Source organism: Arthrobacter sp. NPDC058288 (assembly GCF_042880995.1).
Classification (GTDB): Bacteria; Actinomycetota; Actinomycetes; order Actinomycetales; family Micrococcaceae; genus Arthrobacter.
The window spans coordinates 105,742-130,057 of record NZ_JBHVYH010000010.1; the positions used below are offsets into that span (position 1 = coordinate 105,742).

The window sequence follows — 24,316 nt, forward strand, 5'->3', positions numbered from 1 at the left end:
CGGTATGCACGCGTCTTGGGGGCGCGTGTATGCCGTCGTCTTATGCGACATCAGGGGGCAGCATGTCCATTCGCCATAGTCTCCTCGCCCTGCTCCAGGACAAGCCCCGCTACGGGTACCAGTTGAGGGTCGAGTTTGAGGACCGCACCGGCTCCGCGTGGCCGCTGAACATCGGACAGGTCTACACCACGCTGGACCGGCTGGAACGGGACGGGCTGGTCAGGAATGACGGCGGCGACGGCGAGGGCCACGTTATCTACAGCATCACGGATGCCGGCCGGGGCGAAGTGACGGGCTGGTTCCAAGCCCCCGTTGGCCGCGGCAATCCTCCCAGGAACGAACTCGCCATCAAGCTCGCCCTCGCCGTGACCATTCCCGGCGTGGATGTCGCAGCTGTCATCCAGGCCCAGCGCGTCGCGTCAATGAAGGCGCTGCAGGACTATACCAAGTCCCGTCGGGACGCTTCAGCCAGCCAGCGCCGGGCCGACACCGCCTGGCTGCTCGTGCTGGATTCGCTGATCTTCCAGACCGAAGCCGAAGTCCGGTGGCTGGACCTCTGCGAGGCGCGGATGGCGCAACTGAATTCACCTTCCTCGTAGGCAGAGGCGAACCCGGGCCCGCAATCCACCGCCGCCCGCCTCCCGGGATTCCCGCCGCTCATCGCTGCCGTCCGACCGTTCGGCGAGGCGTTGAGGGCACTCCGTCCCAAAGCAGTATCCGTGCGTCCCCGGCGTTGGTATGGTGCGAAGGGGAGATCAATTTCAGCAGGGGTTCTCGAGGAGGAGACATGGGCAAAATGCCGGATGGCAAGGCGCGGACAGGATTATCAGGAGACGCGCTGGTGCCTGATCCAAAGCTCCCACCGACATCGGTGGACGAGGGGGTCCTCGAGGCCGAAGAGCGTAAATGGACACCTGCCAAAATCGCCATCTGGGCGGCAATCGCCCTGCTTGGCGGCGTTGCCTGGTTCATGCTGGCCATCATCCGCGGCGAAACAGTCAACGCGATCTGGTTTGTGTTCGCCTCTGTCTGTACGTACCTGATCGGCTACCGCTTCTACTCCAAGGTGATCGAACGGTACATCACCAGGCCGAACGACCGCCGCGCCACTCCGGCGGAGTACAAAGCGGATGGCAAGGACTACGTCCGCACGGACCGCAACGTCCTCTTCGGCCACCACTTTGCCGCCATCGCCGGCGCCGGGCCCCTGGTGGGCCCTGTACTTGCGGCCCAAATGGGCTACCTGCCCGGCACCATCTGGATCATCATCGGCGTCGTACTGGCCGGGGCAGTGCAGGACTACCTTGTGCTGTTCTTCTCCATGCGCCGCGGAGGCCGCTCGCTGGGCCAGATGGCCCGCGAGGAACTTGGCGTGATCGGCGGCACCGCCGCTCTCATCGCCACCCTGCTCATCATGGTGATCATCGTGGCCATCCTGGCCCTCGTCGTCGTGAATGCACTGGCCGAAAGCCCCTGGGGTGTCTTCTCCGTCGGCATGACAATCCCCATCGCCCTCTTTATGGGCGTTTACCTGCGCTTTCTTCGGCCCGGCAAGGTCCTGGAAGTGTCGCTGATCGGCTTCGTGCTGTTGATGGCTGCCATCATCGGCGGCGGCGCCGTGGCCGGAACCGAGTGGGGTGCAGCGTTCTTCACTCTGGACAAGGTCACCATCGCGTGGGGCCTGGTTGTTTACGGCTTCATCGCCGCCATCCTTCCGGTGTGGCTCCTGCTGGCCCCCCGGGATTACCTCTCCACGTTCATGAAGATCGGCGTGATCGTCATGCTGGCGCTGGCCATCATCGTGGTCCGCCCCGAAATCTCTGTTCCGGCCTTCAGCGAATTCGCGAGCCGGGAGAACGGGCCCGTGTTCCCCGGGGCATTGTTCCCGTTCCTGTTCGTCACGATTGCCTGCGGCGCGCTATCCGGGTTCCACGCCCTGATCGCCTCCGGCACCACCCCGAAGCTGATCGAAAAGGAACGCCAGGCGCGCATGATCGGCTACGGCGGCATGCTGATGGAGTCCTTCGTGGCCATCATGGCCCTCGTCGCGGCCATCTCCATCGACCGCGGGCTGTACTTCGCCATGAACTCCCCGGCGGCCCTGACCGGGGGCACGGTGCAAACGGCCGCCACCTGGGTAAACAGCCTGGGCCTGGCCGGTGTGAACCTCACCCCGGACCTCCTGGCCGAGACCGCCAGGAACGTCGGCGAGGAAAGCATTGTGTCGCGCACCGGCGGCGCACCCACGCTCGCCGTGGGCCTCGCCCACATCATGCAGCAGTTCATCGGCGGCACGGCGATGATGGCGTTCTGGTACCACTTCGCCATCATGTTCGAGGCGCTGTTCATCCTGACCGCCGTTGACGCGGGCACCCGCGTGGCCCGCTTCATGCTGCAGGATTCCATCGGCAACTTCATCCCCAAGTTCAAAGAACACTCATGGCGTCCGGGAGCCTGGCTCTGCACGGCCATCATGGTGGGTGCCTGGGGTGCGGTGCTGCTGATGGGCGTCACTGACCCGCTGGGCGGCATCAATACGCTGTTCCCGCTGTTCGGAATCGCAAACCAGCTGCTCGCCGCGATCGCCCTTTCCGTCTGCATGGCCATCGCGGCCAGGCGTGCCTCGTTCAAGTACCTGTGGATCGTGGCCCTTCCGCTGGCCTTTGCAGCGGTTGTCACTATTACTGCCAGCTTCCAGAAGATCTTCTCGCCGGTACCGGCGGTGGGTTACTTCGCCAACAACGCAGCCTTCGCGAAGGCCCTGGCCGACGGGAAGAAGGAATTCGGCACCGCCAAGACCGTCGCGGCCATGGAGGCCGTGGTCCGCAACACCATGATCCAGGGCTGGCTGTCGGTGATCTTCGTGGTGCTGAGCATCATCGTCATCGTCTCGGCGATCGTGGCAACCGCCAAGGCATTCCGCAATGCACGGGACGGGATCGACCACGCCGACCACGAGGACCCGGCAGTGCCCTCGCGGACCTACGCGCCGGCGGGATTCATTCCCACACCGGCCGAGCGGGAGCTCATGGCCGAATGGAACAAACTTCCCGCCGAGCTGCGGCTCGAAAAGTCCGCACACCACTGACAGGGAGACGGTCATGAACGCGATACTCGAAGGTTTTCGTGGCTTCGCCCGCTACTTCGGCGGGGTGATGGGTGCGGACGCCTACTCGAAGTACCTGGAGCACCATGCAGCCTCGGAACATGCGGAAGCTCCCATGACCGAGCGGGAGTTCTGGCGGGACCACACGGACCGCCAGGACAGCAACCCCCAGGGCCGCTGCTGTTGAACGGCTGCTGAGCACACTTGCGCCAGGGGCGCCGCCGGATCGTTAAGGTCCGACGGCGCCCCCTGCCTTTCCGGGGCATTGCCGGCACAGTCCGCGTCAACCGGGTTCATTGACTGGCGCCCGCGCTGGCGGCTCGTGAGAGTATGAACCCATGAGCGATCCGAACGACACTCAGCCTGCTGTTGAGGCCCCGGTAGAGGGCACCACCCTCGACGATGCGGCCCCGTCCGGTCCGGCGTTGACCCCAGAAGCCGGAACCCGGCCCAAGGGAAGCAGCCTCCAGGACCTGGTTGACGAGCCCGCCAAGGTGATGCGGATCGGCACCATGATCAAGCAGTTGCTGGATGAAGTGAAGTCCGCGCCCTTGGATGAAGCCGCGCGCGGCCGCCTCGCGGCGATCCACGAACGCTCCATCAAGGAACTCGAGGACGGGCTGGCGCCTGAACTCGTCGCCGAGCTGGAACGGATCAGCCTGCCGTTTCCGGAACAGGCCACGCCGTCCGATGCCGAGCTGCGCATTGCCCAGGCCCAGCTTGTCGGCTGGTTGGAGGGGCTGTTCCATGGCATCCAGACCGCCATCGCCGCCCAGCATGCCGCCCGAGAACATGCAGTGGCACAGCGGCAGCTTCGCCAGTTGCCGCCGGGCACGGTGATCGCGCCCGGCGTCGTGATCGGAGAGGACGGCGAGCCGCAGCGTGCCCGCGCACCGCATCCCGGCCCGGAGCGTGCAGGCGCGCCGGAGGACCCGGACCACGGTCCCGGCCAGTATCTCTAGGCTCGGCGTGGCATTTTTCGCGGCCGCCCGCCAAGGGCGCAAGGACGACGCCGAGCTCGGCAAAGGGCTGTGGCGCCGCGCCCACGACCGTTTTGTTCGCGGGCTTGACCGCTTCCATCAGGTCCTGGAAGGCGTGGAGGATGACCGGCTGTATGCCGAGCTAGTGGAGATCGCCAACGACCTTGCCGCCCTCTCGGTCCGGGTCCGGCAGGTGTGCGTCGAAGCCCAGCGGCGGTCACCCAGCGAAGGGCTGGACATCCCGGGAGCGTTGGCGGGCGTGCATCGCTCGCTGTCCAAGGCCGGCAACTCGCTCGCCACCACAGCGGAGGCGGCGGCGATGCTGCGCCTCGCCGTCGGTCCCGTGCCGGTAGGGGCGGCCTCGGTCCGCCGCCGGGCGGAGTCGGTCTTTGAACAGATTGCCGACGCCGAGCGGCGCCTTGCCGAGCAGCAGCCGGAATCGTAGGGGCCGGGGGGAACCGGCCCCGTGTGCCGGGAGGCAGGGCCGCTATTCCCGGTTAAGCGCCTAGCTTAGCCGGCCGTTTTTGCTGGCAGGGCCGTACCGACCTTGGCACTATGAGGTAATGACTTCTTCTCCTGAACTGACTTTCAACGACGGCAACACCATTCCCCAGCTTGGCTACGGAGTGTGGCAGGTCGAGGACGACGTAGCAGAAAAGGTAGTGGTCCAGGCTTTCGAGGCCGGATTCCGCCACATCGATACCGCCAAGATCTACGGCAACGAAGCAGGCGTGGGCCGCGCCATCGAGCGCTCCGGGCTGAAGCCTGAGGACATCTTCATCACCACCAAGCTGTGGAATGCCGACCAGGGATACGAGTCCACCCTTGCGGCCTTTGAGGCGTCCATGGAACGCCTGGGCCTCGAAACCCTGGACCTGTACCTGATCCACTGGCAGCAGCCGCAGCAGGACAAGTACGTGGACACCTGGAAGGCGCTGATCGAGCTTCAGAAGCGCGGCCGAGTGAAGTCCATCGGCGTTTCCAACTTCACCACCGAGGGACTCCAGCGGATCATCGACGAGACCGGCGTTGTCCCGGCCATCAACCAGGTTGAGCTGCACCCGTTCTTCAACCAGGCCGAACTGCGCGAATTCAACGCGTCCAAGGGCATCCTCACCCAGGCATGGTCGCCGCTGGGCCAGGGCGGCGAGCTCCTTGAGCACCCGGCCATCGCGGAGATCGCGGCCAAGCACAACGCCACACCCGCCCAGGTGGTCATTGCCTGGCACCTGGCCATCGGCAACGTGGTGATTCCGAAGTCCGTCACGGAGTCCCGGATCCGCGAGAACTATGCTGCCCTGGAAGTCACCTTGGACGAGGCGGACATCCAGGCCATCAACGGTCTGGACCGGACTGCTGAAGGCGCCGGCCGCATCGGCCCGGACCCGGCCGTTTCCGACTTCGCCTAAGCGTCGTCGGCAAGGCCCGGTGAATTAGTCCCGGTCAGGGGCCCCGCACTCACGCAGTGCGGGGCCCCCTGCGTTTCCTTAGGCTGCCAGCCGTCCCTGTTCCGCCGGAACGGCATCGATTACAGCCCAGCCGTCCTCGTCGGTGACGTTCCGGCTGGCAAAACGCTCCGCCTCCGGCAGGGTGTCGAATGCTTCCGTGCGGATCAATCCGCAGTCGGCATCGAAGTAGGTGACGTGGAATTCCCGGTGCGCCGCGGCGTCGCCGCCGAGGCGGCCCGGAGTGGTTGCCTGGCTGGTGCTGAGGTTTGTATCCATGAATCCAGTGTGCAACCGGCCTCTGACAGTAATGGCCACTCAGTCCGGCGTGTTGCGAAGCCGGAGTACTCTCTCCCGGGCGAGAACCTCCGCCCGCTGTTCCTTTTCCGCGGCGCGGGCCGCCAGCTGCATCCGGGCGGCGGCGGACGCCCGCTGTTTCCTTGCCAGCTCGAATTCCTCGTCCACCTTTGTGAGGCGTTCGCGGAGGCTGCGGGCTTCTTCGCCGAGCCGTGTCATCGCCTGGACGGCTTCCTCGAATTCCGCTGCACGGTCCCGGGCTTCCTCTGCCGCTGACCGGGCAGCCTCTTCCGCTTCGGCCAGGCGGGACGCGGCGCGTTCGACCGACGACGGCGTGGGAGCCGGACGCTTCGTCCCCACCGCCTTCAACCGCGGCTTTTCAGCGGAACGCGTCGCCGAAATGCGGTCCGGCGGAGCGGCCTCCACGCCCGGGCCGGCGTCCGACGGCGGCCCGGCCGGCAGCGCGGTGGCGCCGGGGACGGCCATGGCATCCCGGAGGTCCACCCGGTCCACGCCGTCCGCCGACAGTACCCGGAGCAGGCGGCCGCTCCGCACTGCTCCCGCAGCACCCTCGTCAACAGTGGCAGCCCGCAGCGTCGATTCGACCTCTGATGCGACGGCGGCGCTCACCTTGCGTCCCTGCTGTTCCGCCACTTCACGCACGGTTCCCATCACGCGGTTGAGGAGCTGGCGACGCTCCTGCGACAGCGTCCGGAGGGCGCCGGCGTCGAGGTCTTCCTGGGCGCTGCGCATGGCGGTTCCCAGCTCTGCCAGCTCCCGGAGCGATTCCGGGCGGTGCACAGCAAGCATGTTCACCGCCCAGGCAGCGGCGGACGGCTTGGGCAGGGCGCGGACGGCCTCGGCGAGGTCACGCCCGCTGTCCGCGGCAGCCGTCTTCGCCGCGGCTGTCCGGGCAGCCACGAATCCTTCGAGCGGCAGCCGATAGAGCGCGGAGGCAATTTCCACTAATTCCTGCTCTCCCATGCGAGCATCATAGGGGCCTTGTGGAGTAGTCAGTGCGTCAGCGCACCAAACCACAGGGGTATCAACGTCGTACTGGAGGACTTCGAATGATCGAAATTGCCGGGCTGCCCGCCCATATCCTGCTCATCCACGGCGTCGTCGTCCTGGCTCCGCTAGCAGGGTTGGCGGCCATCATCTACGGCGTGTGGCGGGCCGCGCGACGGCACCTGGCGTGGCCGCTGGGAGTGCTGTCCCTCGGGCTGGTCCCGTTGACGCTGCTGACCGCGCAGGCAGGTGAGCAGTTGGAAAAGGCCAGGCCGGCCTCGAACCTCATCCACGAACACGTTGAACAAGGCGACCTGCTGAAGTATCTGTCCGTGGCCTTCTTTGTGGTGGTCGCGATGATGCTGGCGGTCACCTACGAACCGTTTGCCCGGCGGCTGGACCTTATGGGGGCCCGGGGCCTCATGGCGCGCCTGGGGAGTAATCGTGCAGTTCGGACCGCCCTGCTGGCCGCCGGAGCCGTTGCCGGAGCGGTATTGATCTACCAGAGCATCATCACCGGTCACTCCGGTGCTGCGTCGGTGTGGGCGGGCCGGTAGGCCGGGGACGGGACGGGGCCCTTGGCCCCTTGCGCTGCCGTCCGCCGGTGAGCGAGCGTTGGCCATGTGGGTGACAGCGGGATGACTGATGATCCCCGCCAGGCGGTATCCCACGATGCCGGTCCCTGGCACCTCCGCGATGCTGCCGAGGCGGTGGCCGCTTATGGCGTTGACCCCGGTACCGGCCTGGCCTCGGACGAAGCCGCACGCCGGCTGGCGCGCGACGGTCCCAACGAACTCGAGTCCGCGCCGCCGCAACCGTGGTGGCGGCGGGTGCTGGCCCAGTTCCAGGATCCGCTGATCTACCTGTTGCTGGCAGCCATCGCAATTTCCGTCGTGGCCTGGGCGGTGGAAGGCGCACACGGCGTTCCGGTCGATGCCCTCGTGATCAGTGCCGTGGTCCTGTTCAATGCGGTTCTAGGATTCGTCCAGGAGAACAAGGCCGAGACCGCTGTCGCTGCACTGAAGGTCATGACCGCCGCCAACTCCACGGTCCTTCGCGACGGACAGCTGAAGACGGTGCCCTCCGCCGGGCTCGTTCGCGGTGACATCCTTGCGCTGGGCGAGGGCGACGCCGTCGGTGCGGATGCCCGCCTGCTCACCGCCACGTCGCTACGTGTCAGCGAAGCTTCCCTGACGGGAGAAAGCGAACCGGTCTTTAAGGATCCGGGTACGTTGGCCGGCAGTGTTCCGCTGGGGGACCGGTTGAACATGGTATTCAAAGGCACGGCCGTCGCCCAAGGCGTGGGCCGCGCAGTGGTGACGGGAACGGGCATGGACTCGGAGGTCGGCGCCATCGCCGGGATGCTGGAGCGGACGGTCGCCGAGCCCACGCCGCTCCAAAAGGAAATTGCGGGAGTGAGCCGGATGCTGGGCATCACGGTGATCGTCATCGCCGTCGTCGTGATGGCCACGGTGGTTGCGGTGAATGGAGTTGCCTCACTGGGCGATCTTGTGACCGTCCTGCTGCTCGGCGTATCGCTGGCCGTTGCGGCTGTCCCCGAGGGACTGCCCGCCATCCTTTCGGTAGTGCTGGCGCTGGGCGTCCAGCGCATGGCCCGCCACAACGCCGTCGTCAAGCAACTCCACTCGGTGGAAACTCTGGGCTCCGCCACGGTGATCGCCTCGGACAAGACCGGGACACTGACCAGGAATGAGATGACGGTGGGCCGGATTGTCACGGCCTCGGGCGAGGTGGAACTGACGGGGGTCGGGTACCGGCCGGAAGGCGGTGCCCGCCAGGACGGCCGTGACGATGTTGATCCGGCTGTGCTCTTTGAAGCCGGTCTGGTCCTTGCCGGCGGCACCTTCGCGAACAACGCACAGCTGAGGGAACACGACGGCGAATGGGAGATCCAGGGGGACCCGACCGAAGCCGCCTTCCTCGTCGCCGCCCGAAAGCTGGAAGGTGTCACCGAGCGCGTCGGTGAATATGAACGCCATGGCGAGGTCCCGTTCACCTCGGAGCGCAAGCTGATGTCCGCTGTGGCCCACCACAAGGAGCTGGGCACCGTGTCCCTCATCACCAAAGGTGCCCCTGACGTGCTGCTCGGGCGCTGTACCGGCCTGCAGGTGGGTGCGCGCATTGTCCCTCTGGACGACGGGCGCCGCGAAGAGGCGCTTGCTGCGGTGGATGCCTTGTCCGCGCAGGCCTTCCGGACGCTCGGCGTGGCCTATCGCCGTTACGGGGACGAGGACAGGCACGAACTCGAGGTGCTGGACGAAGCTGACGAAAGCACGCTCGTGTACCTCGGTGTGGTGGGCATCATCGACCCTCCCCGGGCGGAGGCGGCCGCCGCGGTGGCCGCAGCACAGCACGCCGGAATACGGGTGCTGATGATTACCGGAGACCATCCGCTTAGCGCGGCACGGATAGCCGGCGACCTGGGGATCGCGGGAACGGGGGAGCGGGCTGTCACCGGAGCCGAGCTTGATGCGCTGGACGAGGAAGGGCTGCGCGCCGTTACCGCTTCCGCCTCCGTCTATGCGCGGGTGGCCCCGCAGAACAAACTGCAGATCATTGATGCGCTCCAGGCGCAGGGCAACGTGGTGGCCATGACGGGGGACGGGGTCAACGATGCGCCGGCGCTCAAGTCGGCGGACATTGGCATCGCGATGGGCATTGCCGGGACCGAGGTGACCAAGGAAGCGTCCAAGATGATCCTGGCCGATGACAACTTCGCGACCATCGTCTCTGCCGTCCGGCAGGGCCGCATCATCTTCGAGAATATCGAAAAATTCCTTCGCTACCTCCTGTCCTCCAACATGGGAGAAGTGTTCACGGTGTTTCTCGGCGTTGTCTTCGCCGGTGCCCTGGGGCTGGCCGGGGCTCCGGGCGAAGCCGTTGCGCTGCCCCTGCTCGCCACCCAGATTCTGTGGATCAACCTGGTGACGGACTCCGGGCCGGCGCTCGCCATGGGCGTGGACCCGGAGATCGACGACGTCATGGCCCGCAGGCCCCGTCAGGCCACGGCGCGGATCATCGGGCGGCGTATGTGGTCCGGAATCCTGTCGGTGGGCTTTGTCATGGGGCTTGCCTCCCTGCTCAGCATCGACATGTTCCTGCCGGGCGGGCTGGTGGAAGGCGATGATTCCCTGCAGGTGGCACGCACCGCCGGGTTCACCACCCTGGTGTTTGCCCAGCTGTTTAACGCGTTCAATTCGCGTTCCGAGACCTCCAGCGCCTTTCACCGTCTGTTCGTCAACAAATGGCTGTGGGGCGCTGTCGCGGTGGCTGTTGTTCTCCAGGTCGCCGTGGTTGAAGTGCCGCTCCTGCAGCGGGCGTTCGGGACTGCGTCCATGGACGCATACCACTGGACGATGTGTGTCCTCCTGGCGTCCGCAGTGCTGGCTTTTGGCGAACTCCGGAAACTGTCATTCAGGCTCGGGGCCCGGCTCCGCAAAGGGGCGACGGCGTGACCGGACTACTGTGGCCGCCAGCAGAACCATCGCCACTGCCTGCAGGGCCGCCACGGCGGCAGTGAGCGCAGGACGGGAGCCGTACAGCGCGCCGTACAAGGCTCCGCCGGCGAGTGCGCCGCCTCCTTCGAACGCGGCAAAGACTCCGTAGGCCGTCCCCTGTCTTGCAGGCACCACCAGATCGGCTACCAGCGCCTTCACAGTTGAGTCCTGGATGCCCGTGGCGGCACCCCACACGAGGACTCCGGCCAGCACCGGTCCCATACTGGCGGAAAATGCCAGCACCGGGATGGAAGCAATCAGCACAGGCAGGACCAGGAGCACGGCACCGCCGGCGCGGTCGTAAGCGTATCCGCTGGCGAGGGCTCCCAGCGCCGCCGCCGCCATTGCGGCAGCGTAAACCAGCGGGACCGCCGACACAGGGACATCAACCGCGGCCGTCAGATGGAACGCGATGACACCGAAGGCCACCAGGCCGGCACTCCAGAAGAAGGCGGAGAGGGCGAAGACGAGGAACTCGCTGGAAAGGCGTTCCGCCGGCATGTCAGCATGTCCCAGGGCAGCCGGGGTGTCAGGCCCACCCGGCGCGTTCGGCGTCGCCTGCTGCTCCGCCGCTCGCTGTGGTTCCGGTACGCGGCCCCGCATCCGGAAAAGGAGGGCCATGGCGAGTGCCCCGGGAATAGCCAGGGCCGCAAAGGCCGGCCACAGGGATCCGGTGGCTACGATGACCGCGGAGGCGATCAGGGGCCCTGCAAATGCGCCGGCAAGGTCCAGCGACTTGTGAACGGCGAACCCCCGCCCGCGCCCCACAGGCCCGGCAACGGAGGCAAGCAGGACGGTCTTCGCAGGGCTGCGCACGGCCTTGCCGACTCGGTCGCCAATGATCAGAGCGGACGCCAGCATCAGCCCCGCGGCACCCGCAACGGGTGTAACAGCCAGCAAGGGAACACACCCGACGGTTAGGGCATAGCCGGCAATGGTGAACGTCCAGTATTTACCCGTGCCGTCTGCCCATGGGCCAAAGACCAGCCGGAGCCCCTGGGCTGCGGCCTCGGCAGCGCCGGTGACCAGCCCGACCGCCAGGGCGGAGGCACCCAGCTGGGCCAACAGGGGGCCGGCGAGAGGGCGCGCGCCGTCGGACACGGCGTCGACGGCCAGGCTGACCAGTCCGAATCCAAGCACCATTCGCCATGGCGAGCCCACAGGCGCCCGGCGGCCTGGAGCGGCCCGGTCAGAAGGATGCGGTTTCACAGCTCAAGGGTTTCGGACGGCCGGCAGGAAAACAATAGCTACTGCTTTTGCCGGGCGCCCTGTTGCCGGCCGCCTTTTGCCTGCCGCCGTCGACCGACCAGCGGATAAGATCACAGGGTGACGAACTCACCGAGTGGCGAACGCTACGTTGTCCGCCGGTGGTGGAGGAGCCGGGCACTGCCATGGGCCGCGTTGGTCGGAGTCTCCATCATCATGACGGGTATTTCCCTGGAACGGACCATGTTGTTCGCCTACGAGCCGGTACCCGAGTTTGTGGAGCGGCTGCGTGTCGGCAGGCTGTTCATGCTCGCGGGATCGGCAGCGTCCATCGCCGCCGCAGTCTGGTCCCAGATCCGGCAATATCCGCTCTGGGTAACGCTCTGCGTTGCGGCACCGGTGGCTTTGGTGGGCCTGGCCACGATGATCACCACGCCGCCATCGTTCATGCCGCAGATCTTTGGTCTGTTCGCACTCCCGGCAGCACTGGCAGGGCTCATCGGAGGGGTCACCTTCAAACGCCGGTGACGACCCGGCCTGCTTTGCAGGCAGGGCATCCACGTGCGGTCGATGAGGAATACTGATCTACGCATGTCTCCTTATGGAGAACACCGACCTCGGAAGGCCTCTGGAGCATCATGGACACCGAATCAGCACCAACGCGGCCACCCATCAAGGAGCCGCACTTCGGGCCACGCGTATCCATCGCAGGGATTATCATCGCCATCCTTTGGGTGATCACTTTCAACAGCCACCCTCCCCGGGAAGGCAGCGTGCTCACTAACGGAACCGTCGTCGACCAAGAGATCGCCTCCAAGGGCATCTGCTCACCGATCGCCGAGCTGATTGTCGACGGAGTTGCCTACCGGACTCGTCCAGGCCTCGGAGCCGAGCCCTGTGCCCACGAAATCGGCGATCCGATCGAGGTCGCGTACCACCCCGACGACATCAGCAGAACCCTGCAGATTCCCTACGATGACAAGGCCACGCGGCAAGTGAACGTCATTTCCTTGCCCGGCTGGATTCTTCTATTGGCCAGCGCAGTCTCACTTGTCAACAACATCAGGTACCGCCGGAGAGTGCGGTCGGCCCCGACCGTCTAGTCCCACGCTACGGAAGTTACCCCGAGGATTTTTATCACAATGACAATAATGCTGCTAAGGTAATTATTGTCAGCTTGATAACAATGATGGGAGCGACATGAACGCCCTGCTCGACTGGATGAACTCCGCAGCCATCCCCAACCTCCTCGGCAACCCCGTGAGCTGGATCGAGATCATCGGTTTCGTCACCGGCGCCGCCTGCGTTTACGGGGTCGCCCGGCAGAAACTGTGGAACTGGCCCATCGGCATCCTGAACAACCTGGCGTTCATCGTCCTGTTCTTGGGCGCCGGCCTCTACGGCGAAACCGTCCTGCAGGTCATCTTCGCCGCCGTCGCCATCTACGGCTGGTACAACTGGATCCGTGGCAACGCCGCCACCGACGGCACGAACGACCTTCCCATCCGGGATGCCAACCCCAAGGAGATGCTCCTCGGACTGGGCGCCACCGTGGCAGGTACGGCCGGGGTCGCCATGATCCTCACGCACGGCACCGACTCTGTAGTGCCCTGGCCGGACGCATTCGCCTTGACCGCCTCCCTGGTCGCCACGTACGGGCAGGCGAAGAAGATCTTTCAGCACTGGTACGTGTGGATCCTCATCGACGTTGTCTCCATTCCGCTGTATTTCAGCCGCGGCCTGACGCTCACTGCAATCCTCTATATCGGCTTCCTCGCCCTGTGCATCTACGGCCTCATTGACTGGAAGCGCACACGCACCCTGGAAGCCCCGGCCGCCTCTCCCGAGTCCGTCACGGCAGGAGCCTGAGATGTACAAGAACTCCATGGTCATCGGCAAGTTCTACCCGCCGCACGCCGGCCACGCCCACCTGATCAACACCGCCGCCGCACAGTCCGAGAACGTCTCGGTCCTGGTCCTGGGCAACCGCTTCGAGTCCATCACCGTCGCCGACCGGACCACCTGGCTGGCGGCCGAGTTCGAGGACATCGCCGGAGTGCACGTTATCGGGATGCCCAACGACTGTCCGGAAGACTACAACTCCGAGGAGATCTGGAAGGCGCAGAGCGAACTGATGCGCCTGGCCCTGAAGACCCTCGGGGTGACAGAAGTCGAGGCGGTGTTCAGCTCCGAAGAATACGGGGCCCAGCTCGCCCGGGCGTTCGGTGCCGAGCACGTCCTTGTGGACCAGTCACGGACCACCTTCCCGATCAGCGGGACACTCTGCCGGGATGACCTCGGGTCCGCCTGGCCCTACATTATCGGCCCTGCCCGGCAGGGCCTGGCCACCCGGATCATCCTCGTCGGTGCCGAATCCAGCGGTACCAGCACCTTGGCCAAGGCGCTCACCGAACACTACCGCCCACGGTTTCCCGGGCTCACAGATGTCCCCGAATACGGCCGCGACTACACGTACGAAAAGTTCGACGCCCTGCGCGCAAAGAAGCAGGAAGCCGTCCTTGAGGACATGGTCTGGACCGAGCAGGACTTTGGCCGCATCGCGACCCGGCAGAATGAGATGGAGAACGCCGCGGCCGATGCCTGTCCGCTGGTTATCGCCGACACCGACTCCCTGGCCACCACCCTCTGGGAACGGTTCTACATCGGCGAACGCAGCTACGGTTCGTACCTCGCCGCCAGCAACCTGCCGCCCCGGGACCTGTACCTGATCACCGATCACGAAGGTGTGGAATTCGAAGACGACGGCTGGCGCGAAGGCGAACACCGCCGGGCCGAAATGACCGAATGGTTCAAGGAGGCCCTGACCGCAGAAGGCCACTCCTGGATCCTGGTCAGCGGCGACCACGAACGCCGCAAGCAGACCGCCGTCGAGATCATCGAGCTCATCCTCATGCAACGGAGCAAATTCACCTCGCCTCCCTGGGCTACCCGCACCGTCCTGGAAGGAGCAACGGCATGAGCCGCAACTCGAAGGCCGAGAAGGAGTTCCTGGACAGCTACAAGCCCCAGGACTACCCGTCGATCGCACTGACGGCCGACCTGGTGGTCTTCGCGGTATCGGGGGGAGTGCTGCACACCGCGCTCGTCCGCCGCGGCGGCCACCCGTTCAAAGGCGCGCTGGCGCTTCCCGGCGGATTCGTCGGCCCCCTGGAATCCGCTGAACAGGCCGCCTACCGGGAGCTCGCCGAAGAAACCAGCCTGGATTTGGGGCAGCTGCCGGTGCACGTCGAGCAGCTGGCCACCTACACCAATCCGGACCGTGACCCCAGAATGCGGGTGGTCTCCGTGGCACATCTGGCATTACTGGCCACCGACGGCCAGGCCCTGCCGGAGATCTCCGCCGGCACTGACGCGTCATCCGCTGCCTGGCACCCGGTCCACGACGTGCTCGATAGCGGGAACCTCGCGTTCGACCACGCCGCCATCCTGCGCGACGGACTGGACCGGCTCGCCGGCAAAATGGAATACACCACCGTGGCCGCCCGGCTGCTGCCCGCCGAGTTCACCATGACCCAGCTCCGCACCGTCTACGACGCTGTGTGGAACACCACCCTGACAGCGGGGAACTTCACCCGGAAGATGATGCCCCAGCTCGAAGACACCGGCAGGAAGTCACAAGCGGCCACAGGCGCCCCGGCAGCTTTGTTCACCGCCAGCGACCAGCACATCCATCCACCGCTGACCAAACCCAGGGCGGGATGATTCAGCTTGGTATCAATGAGAATCGGTAGTCGTGCCGCCGCCGGCAGCCCCCGCTCCTGCGCCGGCCGTGGCGCCGGCACAGACGATAGAGGATGCTCAGGCTGTGGCTACCGGTCAGCGCTCGGACCAGTCCAACTTATGAAACGCAGAGAAGTCTGGGGGAGCGCCCTCATCGTCGCAGCGGCTCTGTGCACCTGGGCAGACCTTGTCATCAGTGAGGCGTACGGGGCCGCGGCCCGGAAGGGCCTGCTCCTCTACGTCGGCATCCCTGCGGACTCCATCGCGTCCTGGTTCCTGATCGTGGCGCTCCTGTCCGGCGCCGTTGGACTGTCTCTCCTGCTGCCGGCATTGATCTGCCGCATTACCAAAAGGGCACCACGGCGAATCATCGGCTGGACCATAGTGGCCGCGGCCGCGGCTGCCCTGCCGTGCGTCGGCCTGATCTTCATCTTCACGGCTCTGGGCGCATTCGGCATCGGGGACACCGTGAAGGTTACAGCCGCGGACGGGCAGTCCGTACTCATCAAACAGGACGGGTTCGACGGCGACAGCGTCGACGTCTACACCGAGCACGATGAGTTCCACTACAAGCAGGCCAAAAGCGCGCCCGAGCTTTCGGGCTGGCCCCGGGTCAAAGACCAGGACTGCCGGCTCGAATCCGCCGCGTACGTGCTGCAGTTGAGATGCGGAGTTAGGACAGTAACCCTCCACCCGGAAGGCGGCAGGTGATAGTCCTGGGCTTGATCGGCGCGGCCCTAACTACCGTGGGCATGCTTTCCTGGAAGCGGGTCCGAGCCGGGCTGCCGGTTATCCTCGGGCCCGCTGGCTGCGACCGATGAGCGGAACACGGCACAGGCGCCCTGGATCCCCCAATCCGTCCTTACCCGGTCAATCTTGCCCGCCCGGCAGCCTTCTTCATCGAGCGTTCGGGCTTAACCAGTAAAAAACCCCGCAAACCCCTAGAACTAGGGGTCATACGGGGTTCTTCCCGAGCTTCCTATCAGAATCGAACTGATGACCTTTTCATTACGAGTGAAACGCTCTACCGACTGAGCTAAGGAAGCACCGCATGAAATTCCCGGAAGAACCGGGCGGATCATGCAAGAGACAACTGTAATAGAGTCCCTTGCCCGGGTCAAAATGAGCCATTCATGTGCGCGCAGGATCGCTGTCTCCGACGTTGTCTGGATGTTCACCCGGCCGTCGGGGCGGGTTCAGCAGGGTGTCCGGGAGCGCCTGCATCGTGGAATGACCACATGCGGCCGCGTCGGCGGCCGCTTCTCAGCGAAGGGGCTTGGGCCATGATTCCGGACACAGCAGACGCATCCGCACGGGAAGTATGGGAAACCGCGCCGGCAGCGGCCCCCGCCCTGCCGGGCGCCGCCGAAAATGTCCGGCAGGAAGTCCGGCTGGCCGTGCTGGCGATGGTGGGAACAACAGTGTTCGACGGCGGCCTGCTGGAGCGTGCCATGACCCGCACCCTGGCTGACCAGGGTGTTGCGGAAGGGTCGGCGCAGTTTGAGCGCATGCTTCGGTACACCAGGGAGGCCGCGGGGATGTCGAAACTCGCTGTGTTCAGCCACCTGTTCGAGGATCGTTCGCGGGCCGCTGCGGCGTACACGTTCTTCGAGCGCAGCTGCGATGAACTTATAGCAGACGGCATCATCCGGGCCGTTCCCGGCGCCGAGGACGCCATAGGCTGGCTGCGCGAAGCCGGCGTCATGGTTTGCCTGGCCACCGGGTTCGGCCGCCACACGCAGAACATGGTGCTGGAAAGCCTTGGCTGGATGGGGCTGGCGGACCTGAGCCTCTGCCCGGCCGATGCTGGGCGGGGCAGACCCTATCCGGACATGATCCTGACGGCCGTCCTGGCGCTGGACCTGGATGATGTCCGCAAGGTTGCCGTTGTGGGTGACAGCTGCGCGGACATCGAATCGGGGCTGAGGGCCGGCGCCACCACGGTGGCCGGGGTCCTCACCGGGGCACACCGGGAGCCGGCGCTTCGCGCGGCGGGGGCCACCGCCGTCGTGCAGTCCGTCCGTGACGTGCCGCTGATTCTGGCGCCCCGGTCCGCCTAGCCCGCTAAGCCGGCGCGGCAGCCCGCCGGATTAGCACTGCGTGTTGTCCGCGGGTGCCTCGCCGGTCAGGAAGTAGCCGTCGACGGCGTCGGTGACGCAGCTGTTCGAGCGGCCGTACGCGGTGTGCCCTTCGCCCTTCCATGTCACCAGGGAAGCGTTGCCCAGCTGCTTTCGCAAGGCGCCGGCCCATTCCACCGGTGTCGCGGGATCACCGGTGGTGCCCACCACCACAATCGGTGCCGAGCCCGGGTACTCCACGGGTGCAGGGGTGCGGATGCTCTTGTAGGGCCAGTCCTGGCAGTTGGTGCCGCCGTATGCAAAGAAGTAGCCCAGGGTGGGGGATTCCTGCCGCAGCTTCTGCTCTTCGGCCCGCATGGCAGCCGGGTCCGTCACCATGGGGTAGTCCAGGCAGTTGATGGCGTTGAAGGCGAAGGCGCTGTTGGACGTGTACTTTCCGCTCGGATCGCGGTCGGCGCCGAAGTCGGCGAGCCGCAGCATGGGGGAGGGATCGCCCTTGAGGGCCGCGTCCAGCGCCTGGGTGAGCAGGGGCCAGTTGTCGTCGTTGTACAGGGGCAGGATGAGGCCGCTGACGAAGGCCGATCCGGTGACCAGCCTGCCGTCCTGGGCACGCTGCGGGTTGGCGTCCACGGCCTGCACCACGTCGCGGATCTGCTGGACACCGCTGTCCACGGTGCCGCTCAAGGGGCAGTCTTTGTCACCGAGGCACTTCTGCACGTATGCCCGGATGGCTTTCTCAAAGGCGCGGGCCTGGCCGCTGGTGAGCTCCTCGTTGCTGAGGGAAGGGTCCAGCGCACCGTCAAGCACCATGCGGCCCACGTTGTCCGGGAACAGCGACGCATAGGTGGATCCCAGGAAGGTGCCGTAGGAGTAACCCAGGTAGTTCAGCTTGGCGTCGTTGACCACGGCGCGCAGGATGTCCAGGTCCTTGGCGGCGCTGACGGTGTCCACGTGCGCCAGCACCGGGCCGGTCTTCTCGGCGCACTTGGCAGCCGTTGCCTTGTTGTCGGCCAGGGCGGCCGCCAGGCCGGCATCCGAGCTGAGGTCGTAGTTCTTTGCGCGGGACTCGTCGCGTTCCTGGTCAGTGAGGCAGGTGACCGGAGCTGACCGCTTCACTCCGCGGGGGTCGAAGCCCACCAGGTCGTACTTGGCGCGCACTTCGCTGGAAATGTTCGTGGCGCCGGCGTCCTTGACGAAGTCGTATCCGGAGCCGCCCGGGCCGCCCGGGTTGACCAGCAGGCTGCCGGTCTTTTTGCCCGTTGCCTTCATCTTGAGGGCCGCAATCTCGATGCTGTCGCCCTGGGGCTTGCTGTAGTCCACGGGAACTTTGATTTTGGCGCACTCAAGCTTGTCCTCGCAGGCCGTCCAGGACACCTCCTGGGAGTAGAAGTTCCGGAGCTCTTCGGGAGCCGCCTCGGCGATGGAAGGGTCGGCTTTGCCGGTGCTCCCGCCGGCCGATCCGCCGTCGGGCTGGCCTAAGAGGGTGCAGCCCGTCAACGCGAGCAACGCGGCCAGGGCGCCAGCAGCTGCCTTGGCCGCGGTCGATCCGGACCGTGACCGCAGGGGCAGACGTCGGGCAGGCTTCATGCAGGGCTCCTTGAGGGACTTGGCGTGGGCTCGGGGAAACATCGGGCGGCGTGAGGGGACTGGGAGGGACCGCACTAGATCAGGCTCGCGGCCATGGATTCGATGGCCAGCAGGGGTGCAACGTTGGTGGTGGTGATTCGTTGGCGCGCCTTGTTGATCGCATCCATCCGCGCCAGCGTTGCCTCCGGACCTGAACGGGCGGCAAACTCGGCCAGCTCGCTCCTGAGTTCAACGTTCACCAGTTCCACGGCGTTCCCCATCTGGATGATCAGCACGTCCCGGTAAAACGAGAGCAGGTCCGTGAGAGTCCGGTCAAGGGAATCAGTGATGGAGCGTTTTGCGCGCCGCTTCTGGTCATCCTCCAGCTGCTTGATCTGGCTTCTCATGGCGGGCGGCAGGGTGCCGCTCTCGGGAGCGCCGAGCGTTGCGAGGAGAGCCGCCTTCTCTTCGGCGTCGCGCACCTCGTTGGAGCTGTTGGCTTCCTCCGTGGCGATCTTCACCAGCTTTTCGGCCATCAGGACCGCCGCGGTGATTCCCCGCAGTCCCAGCGGGAAGCGGACGGTTTCCATTCGCCGTTCGCGGGCGTCGGCATCGCGGGCGAGCCGGCGGGCAATGCCGACGTGGCTCTGTGCCGCACGGGCGGCGCGTTCGGCGAGAGCCGGATCAACGCCGTCGCGCCTCACCAGCAGAGCAGCGACGTCGGCAGCCGGGGGGAGCCGCAGCGCCACCGGCCGGCAACGGGAACGGATGGTGACCAGGACGTCCGCCGGAGAAGGCGCACATAGCATCCACACGGTGCGGGGAGTAGGCTCCTCGATTGCCTTGAGCAGCACGTTCGTGGTCCGCTCCGCCATCCGGTCGGCGTCTTCGACCACAATGATCCGCCACCGTCCGGACGAGGGGCGGTTTCCGGCGGTGGACACCAGTTCCCGGGCTTCATCAATGGTTATGGTGACTTTTTCGGTGCGGACGAACGCCACATCCGAATGCGTTTCACCCAGGATCGTCAGGCAGGCCGCGCATTCACCGCAGCCGCGCCTGGTGACGTCTTCCTGGTCGCAGTTGAGGGCAGCGGCAAAGGCCTTGGCGGCGTTGGACCGGCCGGAGCCGGGCGGTCCGGTGAACAGCCACGCGTGGGTCAGTCCGTCGCCCTGGGCGGCCTGGCGGAGCTGGGCGACGACGGCGGGCTGGCCCTGCAGGTCATCCCAGACGGTCACGGGGCCACGCCTTCTGCAGTGACCTGCCTGGAAACACGCCGGGATCCCAACAGCGCTTCCACGCGGGCCAGAATGAGACCGGCCAGCTCGTCGACGGGCAGGTGTGCCTGAAGTACCAGGTAGCGGTCCGGCCGGTCGGCGGCAAGGTCGAGGAAAGCGGTGCGGATCTTGGCGTGGAATTCGTCGGCTTCGGATTCCATCCGGTCCTCTGCGGCGTCGCCCGCGGTCCGGCGGAGGCGGCCCACGGCGGGGTCGACGTCGAGCAGCACGGTAAGGTCCGGCTGCAGGCCCGAGGTGGCCCATTCGTTCAGGTCCCGCACCGCCGCGGTTCCGAGCTCCCGCCCGGCGCCCTGGTAGGCCACCGAGGAATCGATGTAACGGTCGGTAAGAACGATGTCGCCGCGGACCAGGGCGGGCAGGATGACCTGGTCCGCGTGGGCCGCGCGGGACGCGGCAAAAATGAGGGCTTCGGTGCGGGCGTCGATGTGGCCGTGGCCGTGGTCCAGCACGAGGGAGCGCAGCTTTTCTCCGATCGGCGTGCCGCCCGGTTCCCGCGTGCGCAGCACGTTAAAGCCGCGCGAATCAAGGGCCCCGGCCAGCGCTGCGGCCTGCGTGGACTTGCCTGCGCCGTCGCCGCCTTCGAAGGCGATGAACAATCCGGGGTTCTGGGTAGTCACATGACCAGCCTACCGACAATCACCGACACCGTAGGTGCCCGGCCGTAACGCCTTTCCTGCGTTGTGGGCCTCCCACGTACTCTGTGACCATGAGTCTTTCCGAACAGCAGGCTGCCGCGCTGTCGGCTGAAACGGTGGTTGTGGCCGCCGGCCGCCCGCCCCGCAAACGCGATGCGCCAGTCAACCCGCCCATCGTCCTGTCCTCCACCTATTTCGGGACCGGACCGCTCGCAGACGGCGACCGCGGCTACGGGCGATATTCAAACCCCACCTGGGACCCGTTCGAAGAAGCCCTGGGACAGCTCGAGGGGGCGTCCCTTCCGGGGCTGCTGTACGCCTCCGGGCTGGCTGCCGTCAGTTCGGCGCTGTCCCTCATCCCGGCCGGGGGAGTGCTGGTGATGCCCTCGCACAGCTATGCCGGTTCATTGGTGATGGCAACGGAACTCGCGGAGAAGGGGTTGTTTGAACTTCGCACCGTTGACATTGCGGACACCGACGCCGTGAAGGCACTGCTGGCTCCTGCGGAGGGCCGGCCCGCCAGCATGCTGTGGCTGGAAAGCCCCACGAACCCGATGCTCGGCATCGCGGACATCCGGGCACTGACCGCCGCCGCCCACGCGGCAGGTGCCATTGTTGTCACGGACAACACTTTTTCCACGCCCTTGGTCCAGCAGCCGCTGAGCCTGGGGTCCGACGTCGTCCTGCACTCCGTCACGAAATACCTGGCCGGGCATTCCGACGTCGTCCTCGGCGCCCTGGTGACCTCCGACGCTGCCATCCGCGCGACGCTGCTGCACCACCGCATCATCCACGGCGGGATCGCCGGACCGTTCGAGGCCTGGCTTGCACTGCGCGGACTGCGGACCCTGGCACTGCGCATCGAGCGCTCGCAGGCGTCGGCGGCCGTCCTCGCCGGGCGGCTGAGCAACCACCCCCGGATCGAGGGCATCCGGTTCCCGGGGCTGGAAACGGATCCCGGCCACGAACGCGCCAAATCACAGATGAAGGGCTTTGGCTCCGTCCTGTGCGTGCAGATCGCCCCCGCCGGCGGCCTCAATGGAGCCGACGCCGCGGATAAGCTGGTCCGCGCCCTGCACCTGTGGCTTCCCGCGACCTCGTTGGGCGGGGTTGAGTCGCTGATTGAACGACGACGGCGCCACGTGGCCGAGCCGGTCAGCGTACCGGACAACCTGGTCCGCCTGAGCGTCGGAATTGAAAACGTTGAAGACCTCTGGGCCGATTTGGAGCAGGCCCTGGACGCGTTGGGCGGCTAGGCTGGGGACGTGGACGGAAAACAGTTGATTATCTTCGTCGAGACCTGGGTCTATTTCATCCTTGCGCTCGTGGCTTTTGGTCTTGAAGCATGGGCGTTCTTTGATTGCCTGCGCCACAAGGCGAATGCCTTTGAGGCTGTTTCCAAGCGGACCAAGACGTTCTGGCTGGCATTGACGGGCGGCGCTGTGGCCATTGGCGGCCTTTCGCTCTTCGGCGGCGGAGGCGGCGGTTTCGGCACCCTGGGCCTGTTCGGGCTCGCGGCAGTCACCGCAGCGTCGGTGTACCTCGCCGACGTGCGGCCCGCAGTGAAGGACGCCGGCCGCGGCGGCAGCCGCAACATGGGGCCCTACGGCCCCTGGTAGCAGGCCGCCCCTCGTCAGGAGGTAGTGCCCCGGGCGGGCGCCACCGCGTCCCAACCGACGGTTAACTCGCCCAGCCGCCAGCGGGACGGCCCATCCTGGACCGACCAGCCGCCGTCGAGCATGGAACGGCACATAGCGGTCCACCGCTGCCTGTTCCCGAACGCGGCCAGCGGCGCTGCATCCAGCCAGGCCTTGTCCAGTGCCTGCAGGAAACCATGTATTTTCTCACCGGGCACGTTCCGGTGGATAAGCGCCTTCGGCAGCCGCTCTGCAATCTCCGAGGGCATTGTGAAGCCGCCGAAGCGCATGGAGATGCTCAGGCTCAGCGGCCCGCCGGCGTCCAGCGCCACCCACGTCACACGCCGTCCGATCTCGTCGCAGGTGCCGTCGATGAACAGCCCGCCGGGGCCGAGCCGGCCCCGGACCAGTGCCCAGATGGCCTCAACGTCCGCTTCCTCGTACTGCCGCAGGACGTTGAACGCCCGGACTATCACCGGGCGCCCGGGCACGGGAATCTCGAATCCGCCCACGTGGAAGCTCAGCCCGTCCCGTTCCAGGGCTTTGGCCGCCCGGACCCGCGCCGGCTCGATTTCTATCCCGGCCAAACGGACATCAGTGCGCACGGTGGACAAACGCTCGAACAGTTCGACGGCGGTGGCCGGCGAGGCGCCGTACCCGAGGTCGATGACGAGCGGATCAGCTGCCCGTCGCAGTCGCCAGGCCTGCGTCCCCGTGAGCCACCGGTCCAGGCGCCGCATCCGGTTGGGGTTGGTGGTGCCGCGGGTGACGTTGCCCACCGGTCTGCCGCCTCTGCCGACGGCGCTGCCTCCGACACTCCTGGCTCCGCTCCCGGTCCGGGCAGCGGCCACCCGTTCAGCTTTCTGCACCACCGGACAAGCCTAACGGTCCCGCCCCCGGCGGCCCGCCCCCATTACGCCCGCCCGATGTAACGCTCGGCGGTGCCGCCGCCTGCTCGGCTAGGATGAAAACCATGACTTACAAGCTGATTCTGCTGCGCCACGGCCACAGCGAATGGAACGCAAAGAACCTGTTCACCGGCTGGGTGGATGTTGACCTCAACGACCAGGGCCGCGAGGAAGCAGCACGCGGCGGAGAGCTCCTGGTTGAGAACAATGTTCTCCCGGATGTCCTCTACACCTCCCTCCTGAAGCGGGCCATCAATACGGCAAACATCGCCCTGGACAAGGCCGACCGTGGCTGGATCCCGGTCAAGCGCGACTGGCGCCTGAACGAACGCCACTACGGCGCCCTGCAGGGCAAGGACAAGGCCCAGACGCTGGCCGAATACGGCGAAGAGCAGTTCATGGAATGGCGCCGTTCCTACGACACCCCGCCGCCGCCCCTGGATGACAACAGCGAGTTCTCCCAGGCACACGACCCCCGCTATGCGGACCTGGGCGACGCCCTGCCGCGCACCGAGTGCCTGAAGGACGTCCTCATCCGCCTGATGCCCTATTGGGAATCGGACATCAAGGAAGACCTCAAGGCCGGCAAAACCGTCCTGGTCACCGCCCACGGCAACTCCCTGCGCGCCCTCGTCAAGCACCTTGACGGCATTAGCGACGAAGCCATCGCCGGCCTGAACATCCCCACCGGCATCCCGCTGGTCTACGACCTCGACGAGGACTTCAAGCCGCTCAACCCCGGCGGCACGTACCTCGACCCCGAGGCCGCTGCCGAGTCCATCAAGGCAGTCGCGAACCAGGGTAAGAAATAAGCGAACGACGGCGGGCCCGGGTCCAGGGGGGGGCGGGCCGGCGGGCGGGGTTGCGGGGTCCGGGGTTTTTTTTTCGAGTAT

The 24,316-nt window shown here is 66.2% G+C and carries 25 protein-coding genes and 1 tRNA gene; 18 read left to right on the forward strand and 8 right to left on the reverse strand.

The window, feature by feature from the left end; translation table 11 throughout:
* Window positions 1–62: 62 nt before the first annotated feature.
* The 6 genes from ACFVWT_RS20975 (at window position 63) to ACFVWT_RS21000 (ending at window position 5,495) form a co-directional block, all read left to right on the forward strand.
* On the forward strand, window positions 63–599 hold the full coding sequence (locus ACFVWT_RS20975; RefSeq protein WP_390251295.1) for a PadR family transcriptional regulator: 537 nt from the start codon (window positions 63–65) through the stop codon (window positions 597–599).
* A gap of 188 nt (window positions 600–787) precedes the next feature.
* A complete protein-coding gene (locus ACFVWT_RS20980) occupies window positions 788–3,088 on the forward strand; it encodes a carbon starvation CstA family protein (RefSeq protein WP_390251297.1) in 2,301 nt (766 codons plus the stop codon).
* A 13-nt stretch (window positions 3,089–3,101) separates the two neighbouring features.
* Window positions 3,102–3,293, forward strand: a complete 192-nt coding sequence (locus ACFVWT_RS20985) for a YbdD/YjiX family protein (protein ID WP_390251299.1) — start codon at window positions 3,102–3,104, stop codon at window positions 3,291–3,293.
* A 151-nt stretch (window positions 3,294–3,444) separates the two neighbouring features.
* Window positions 3,445–4,068 carry a bacterial proteasome activator family protein gene (locus tag ACFVWT_RS20990; RefSeq protein WP_390251301.1) on the forward strand — a complete coding sequence of 208 codons (624 nt, stop codon included), beginning with the start codon at window positions 3,445–3,447 and terminating at the stop codon, window positions 4,066–4,068.
* Between the two features lie 7 nt (window positions 4,069–4,075).
* Window positions 4,076–4,531: a hypothetical protein gene (locus ACFVWT_RS20995; protein WP_390251303.1), complete on the forward strand. Its 456-nt coding sequence runs from the start codon at window positions 4,076–4,078 to the stop codon at window positions 4,529–4,531.
* Window positions 4,532–4,649: 118 nt separating this feature from the next.
* Window positions 4,650–5,495, forward strand: a complete 846-nt coding sequence (locus ACFVWT_RS21000) for an aldo/keto reductase (protein ID WP_390251305.1) — start codon at window positions 4,650–4,652, stop codon at window positions 5,493–5,495.
* A gap of 78 nt (window positions 5,496–5,573) precedes the next feature.
* Here ACFVWT_RS21000 and ACFVWT_RS21005 read toward each other — a convergent pair whose 3' ends face one another.
* A complete protein-coding gene (locus ACFVWT_RS21005) occupies window positions 5,574–5,810 on the reverse strand; it encodes a hypothetical protein (protein ID WP_390251307.1) in 237 nt (78 codons plus the stop codon).
* 39 nt (window positions 5,811–5,849) lie between these two features.
* Window positions 5,850–6,812 (reverse strand): hypothetical protein, encoded by a 963-nt coding sequence (locus tag ACFVWT_RS21010; RefSeq protein WP_390251310.1) that lies wholly within the window; start codon window positions 6,810–6,812, stop codon window positions 5,850–5,852.
* A gap of 86 nt (window positions 6,813–6,898) precedes the next feature.
* On the opposite strand from ACFVWT_RS21010, the gene ACFVWT_RS21015 reads away from it, so the two are divergent.
* Both ACFVWT_RS21015 and ACFVWT_RS21020 read left to right on the forward strand, forming a co-directional pair.
* The gene (locus ACFVWT_RS21015) at window positions 6,899–7,393 is read left to right on the forward strand and encodes a hypothetical protein (protein WP_390251313.1); all 495 of its coding nucleotides are present in this window, start codon (window positions 6,899–6,901) and stop codon (window positions 7,391–7,393) included.
* Window positions 7,394–7,474: 81 nt separating this feature from the next.
* Window positions 7,475–10,312: a cation-translocating P-type ATPase gene (locus ACFVWT_RS21020; protein WP_390251316.1), complete on the forward strand. Its 2,838-nt coding sequence runs from the start codon at window positions 7,475–7,477 to the stop codon at window positions 10,310–10,312.
* On the opposite strand, the gene ACFVWT_RS21025 is transcribed toward ACFVWT_RS21020, so the two are convergent.
* Window positions 10,268–11,497 carry an MFS transporter gene (locus tag ACFVWT_RS21025; protein WP_390251318.1) on the reverse strand — a complete coding sequence of 410 codons (1,230 nt, stop codon included), beginning with the start codon at window positions 11,495–11,497 and terminating at the stop codon, window positions 10,268–10,270. The two genes, ACFVWT_RS21020 and ACFVWT_RS21025, sit on opposite strands and share 45 nt — an antisense overlap.
* A 183-nt stretch (window positions 11,498–11,680) precedes the next feature.
* Here ACFVWT_RS21025 and ACFVWT_RS21030 point away from each other — a divergent pair, with 183 nt between their 5' ends.
* The 6 genes from ACFVWT_RS21030 (at window position 11,681) to ACFVWT_RS21055 (ending at window position 16,012) form a co-directional block, all read left to right on the forward strand.
* Window positions 11,681–12,088: a hypothetical protein gene (locus ACFVWT_RS21030; RefSeq protein ID WP_390251320.1), complete on the forward strand. Its 408-nt coding sequence runs from the start codon at window positions 11,681–11,683 to the stop codon at window positions 12,086–12,088.
* A gap of 110 nt (window positions 12,089–12,198) precedes the next feature.
* Window positions 12,199–12,663: a hypothetical protein gene (locus ACFVWT_RS21035; RefSeq protein WP_390251322.1), complete on the forward strand. Its 465-nt coding sequence runs from the start codon at window positions 12,199–12,201 to the stop codon at window positions 12,661–12,663.
* 97 nt (window positions 12,664–12,760) lie between these two features.
* Window positions 12,761–13,429 carry a nicotinamide riboside transporter PnuC gene (gene pnuC, locus ACFVWT_RS21040; RefSeq protein WP_390251324.1) on the forward strand — a complete coding sequence of 223 codons (669 nt, stop codon included), beginning with the start codon at window positions 12,761–12,763 and terminating at the stop codon, window positions 13,427–13,429.
* Window position 13,430: 1 nt separating this feature from the next.
* A complete protein-coding gene (locus ACFVWT_RS21045; RefSeq protein ID WP_390251326.1) occupies window positions 13,431–14,540 on the forward strand; it encodes an AAA family ATPase in 1,110 nt (369 codons plus the stop codon).
* Window positions 14,537–15,283 (forward strand): NUDIX domain-containing protein, encoded by a 747-nt coding sequence (locus tag ACFVWT_RS21050; RefSeq protein ID WP_390251328.1) that lies wholly within the window; start codon window positions 14,537–14,539, stop codon window positions 15,281–15,283. The genes ACFVWT_RS21045 and ACFVWT_RS21050 overlap by 4 nt, the downstream gene beginning before the upstream one ends.
* Before the next feature lie 138 nt (window positions 15,284–15,421).
* Window positions 15,422–16,012, forward strand: a complete 591-nt coding sequence (locus ACFVWT_RS21055; protein ID WP_390251330.1) for a hypothetical protein — start codon at window positions 15,422–15,424, stop codon at window positions 16,010–16,012.
* A 262-nt stretch (window positions 16,013–16,274) separates the two neighbouring features.
* Here ACFVWT_RS21055 and ACFVWT_RS21060 read toward each other — a convergent pair.
* Window positions 16,275–16,347 (reverse strand) — tRNA-Thr (locus ACFVWT_RS21060).
* A gap of 237 nt (window positions 16,348–16,584) precedes the next feature.
* Here ACFVWT_RS21060 and ACFVWT_RS21065 point away from each other — a divergent pair.
* On the forward strand, window positions 16,585–17,361 hold the full coding sequence (locus ACFVWT_RS21065; RefSeq protein WP_390251332.1) for an HAD family hydrolase: 777 nt from the start codon (window positions 16,585–16,587) through the stop codon (window positions 17,359–17,361).
* Window positions 17,362–17,391: 30 nt separating this feature from the next.
* Here the strand turns inward: ACFVWT_RS21065 and ACFVWT_RS21070 are convergent, their stop codons facing one another.
* The 3 genes from ACFVWT_RS21070 to tmk all read right to left on the reverse strand — a co-directional run bounded on the left by ACFVWT_RS21070 (window position 17,392) and on the right by tmk (window position 20,860).
* Window positions 17,392–18,966 (reverse strand): alpha/beta hydrolase, encoded by a 1,575-nt coding sequence (locus tag ACFVWT_RS21070; RefSeq protein ID WP_390251334.1) that lies wholly within the window; start codon window positions 18,964–18,966, stop codon window positions 17,392–17,394.
* A gap of 74 nt (window positions 18,967–19,040) precedes the next feature.
* On the reverse strand, window positions 19,041–20,183 hold the full coding sequence (locus ACFVWT_RS21075; RefSeq protein WP_390251336.1) for a DNA polymerase III subunit delta': 1,143 nt from the start codon (window positions 20,181–20,183) through the stop codon (window positions 19,041–19,043).
* Window positions 20,180–20,860 carry a dTMP kinase gene (gene tmk / locus ACFVWT_RS21080; RefSeq protein ID WP_390251338.1) on the reverse strand — a complete coding sequence of 227 codons (681 nt, stop codon included), beginning with the start codon at window positions 20,858–20,860 and terminating at the stop codon, window positions 20,180–20,182. The genes ACFVWT_RS21075 and tmk overlap by 4 nt, the downstream gene beginning before the upstream one ends.
* An 89-nt stretch (window positions 20,861–20,949) precedes the next feature.
* Here tmk and ACFVWT_RS21085 point away from each other — a divergent pair, with 89 nt between their 5' ends.
* Window positions 20,950–22,134: a trans-sulfuration enzyme family protein gene (locus tag ACFVWT_RS21085; RefSeq protein WP_390251340.1), complete on the forward strand. Its 1,185-nt coding sequence runs from the start codon at window positions 20,950–20,952 to the stop codon at window positions 22,132–22,134.
* Between the two features lie 9 nt (window positions 22,135–22,143).
* Window positions 22,144–22,497, forward strand: a complete 354-nt coding sequence (locus tag ACFVWT_RS21090; RefSeq protein ID WP_390251342.1) for a DUF2516 family protein — start codon at window positions 22,144–22,146, stop codon at window positions 22,495–22,497.
* Window positions 22,498–22,511: 14 nt separating this feature from the next.
* On the opposite strand, the gene ACFVWT_RS21095 is transcribed toward ACFVWT_RS21090, so the two are convergent.
* Window positions 22,512–23,387: a class I SAM-dependent methyltransferase gene (locus ACFVWT_RS21095; RefSeq protein ID WP_390251344.1), complete on the reverse strand. Its 876-nt coding sequence runs from the start codon at window positions 23,385–23,387 to the stop codon at window positions 22,512–22,514.
* Between the two features lie 101 nt (window positions 23,388–23,488).
* On the opposite strand from ACFVWT_RS21095, the gene ACFVWT_RS21100 reads away from it, so the two are divergent.
* Window positions 23,489–24,235 (forward strand): phosphoglyceromutase, encoded by a 747-nt coding sequence (locus ACFVWT_RS21100; RefSeq protein WP_305939784.1) that lies wholly within the window; start codon window positions 23,489–23,491, stop codon window positions 24,233–24,235.
* Window positions 24,236–24,316 lie beyond the last annotated feature (81 nt).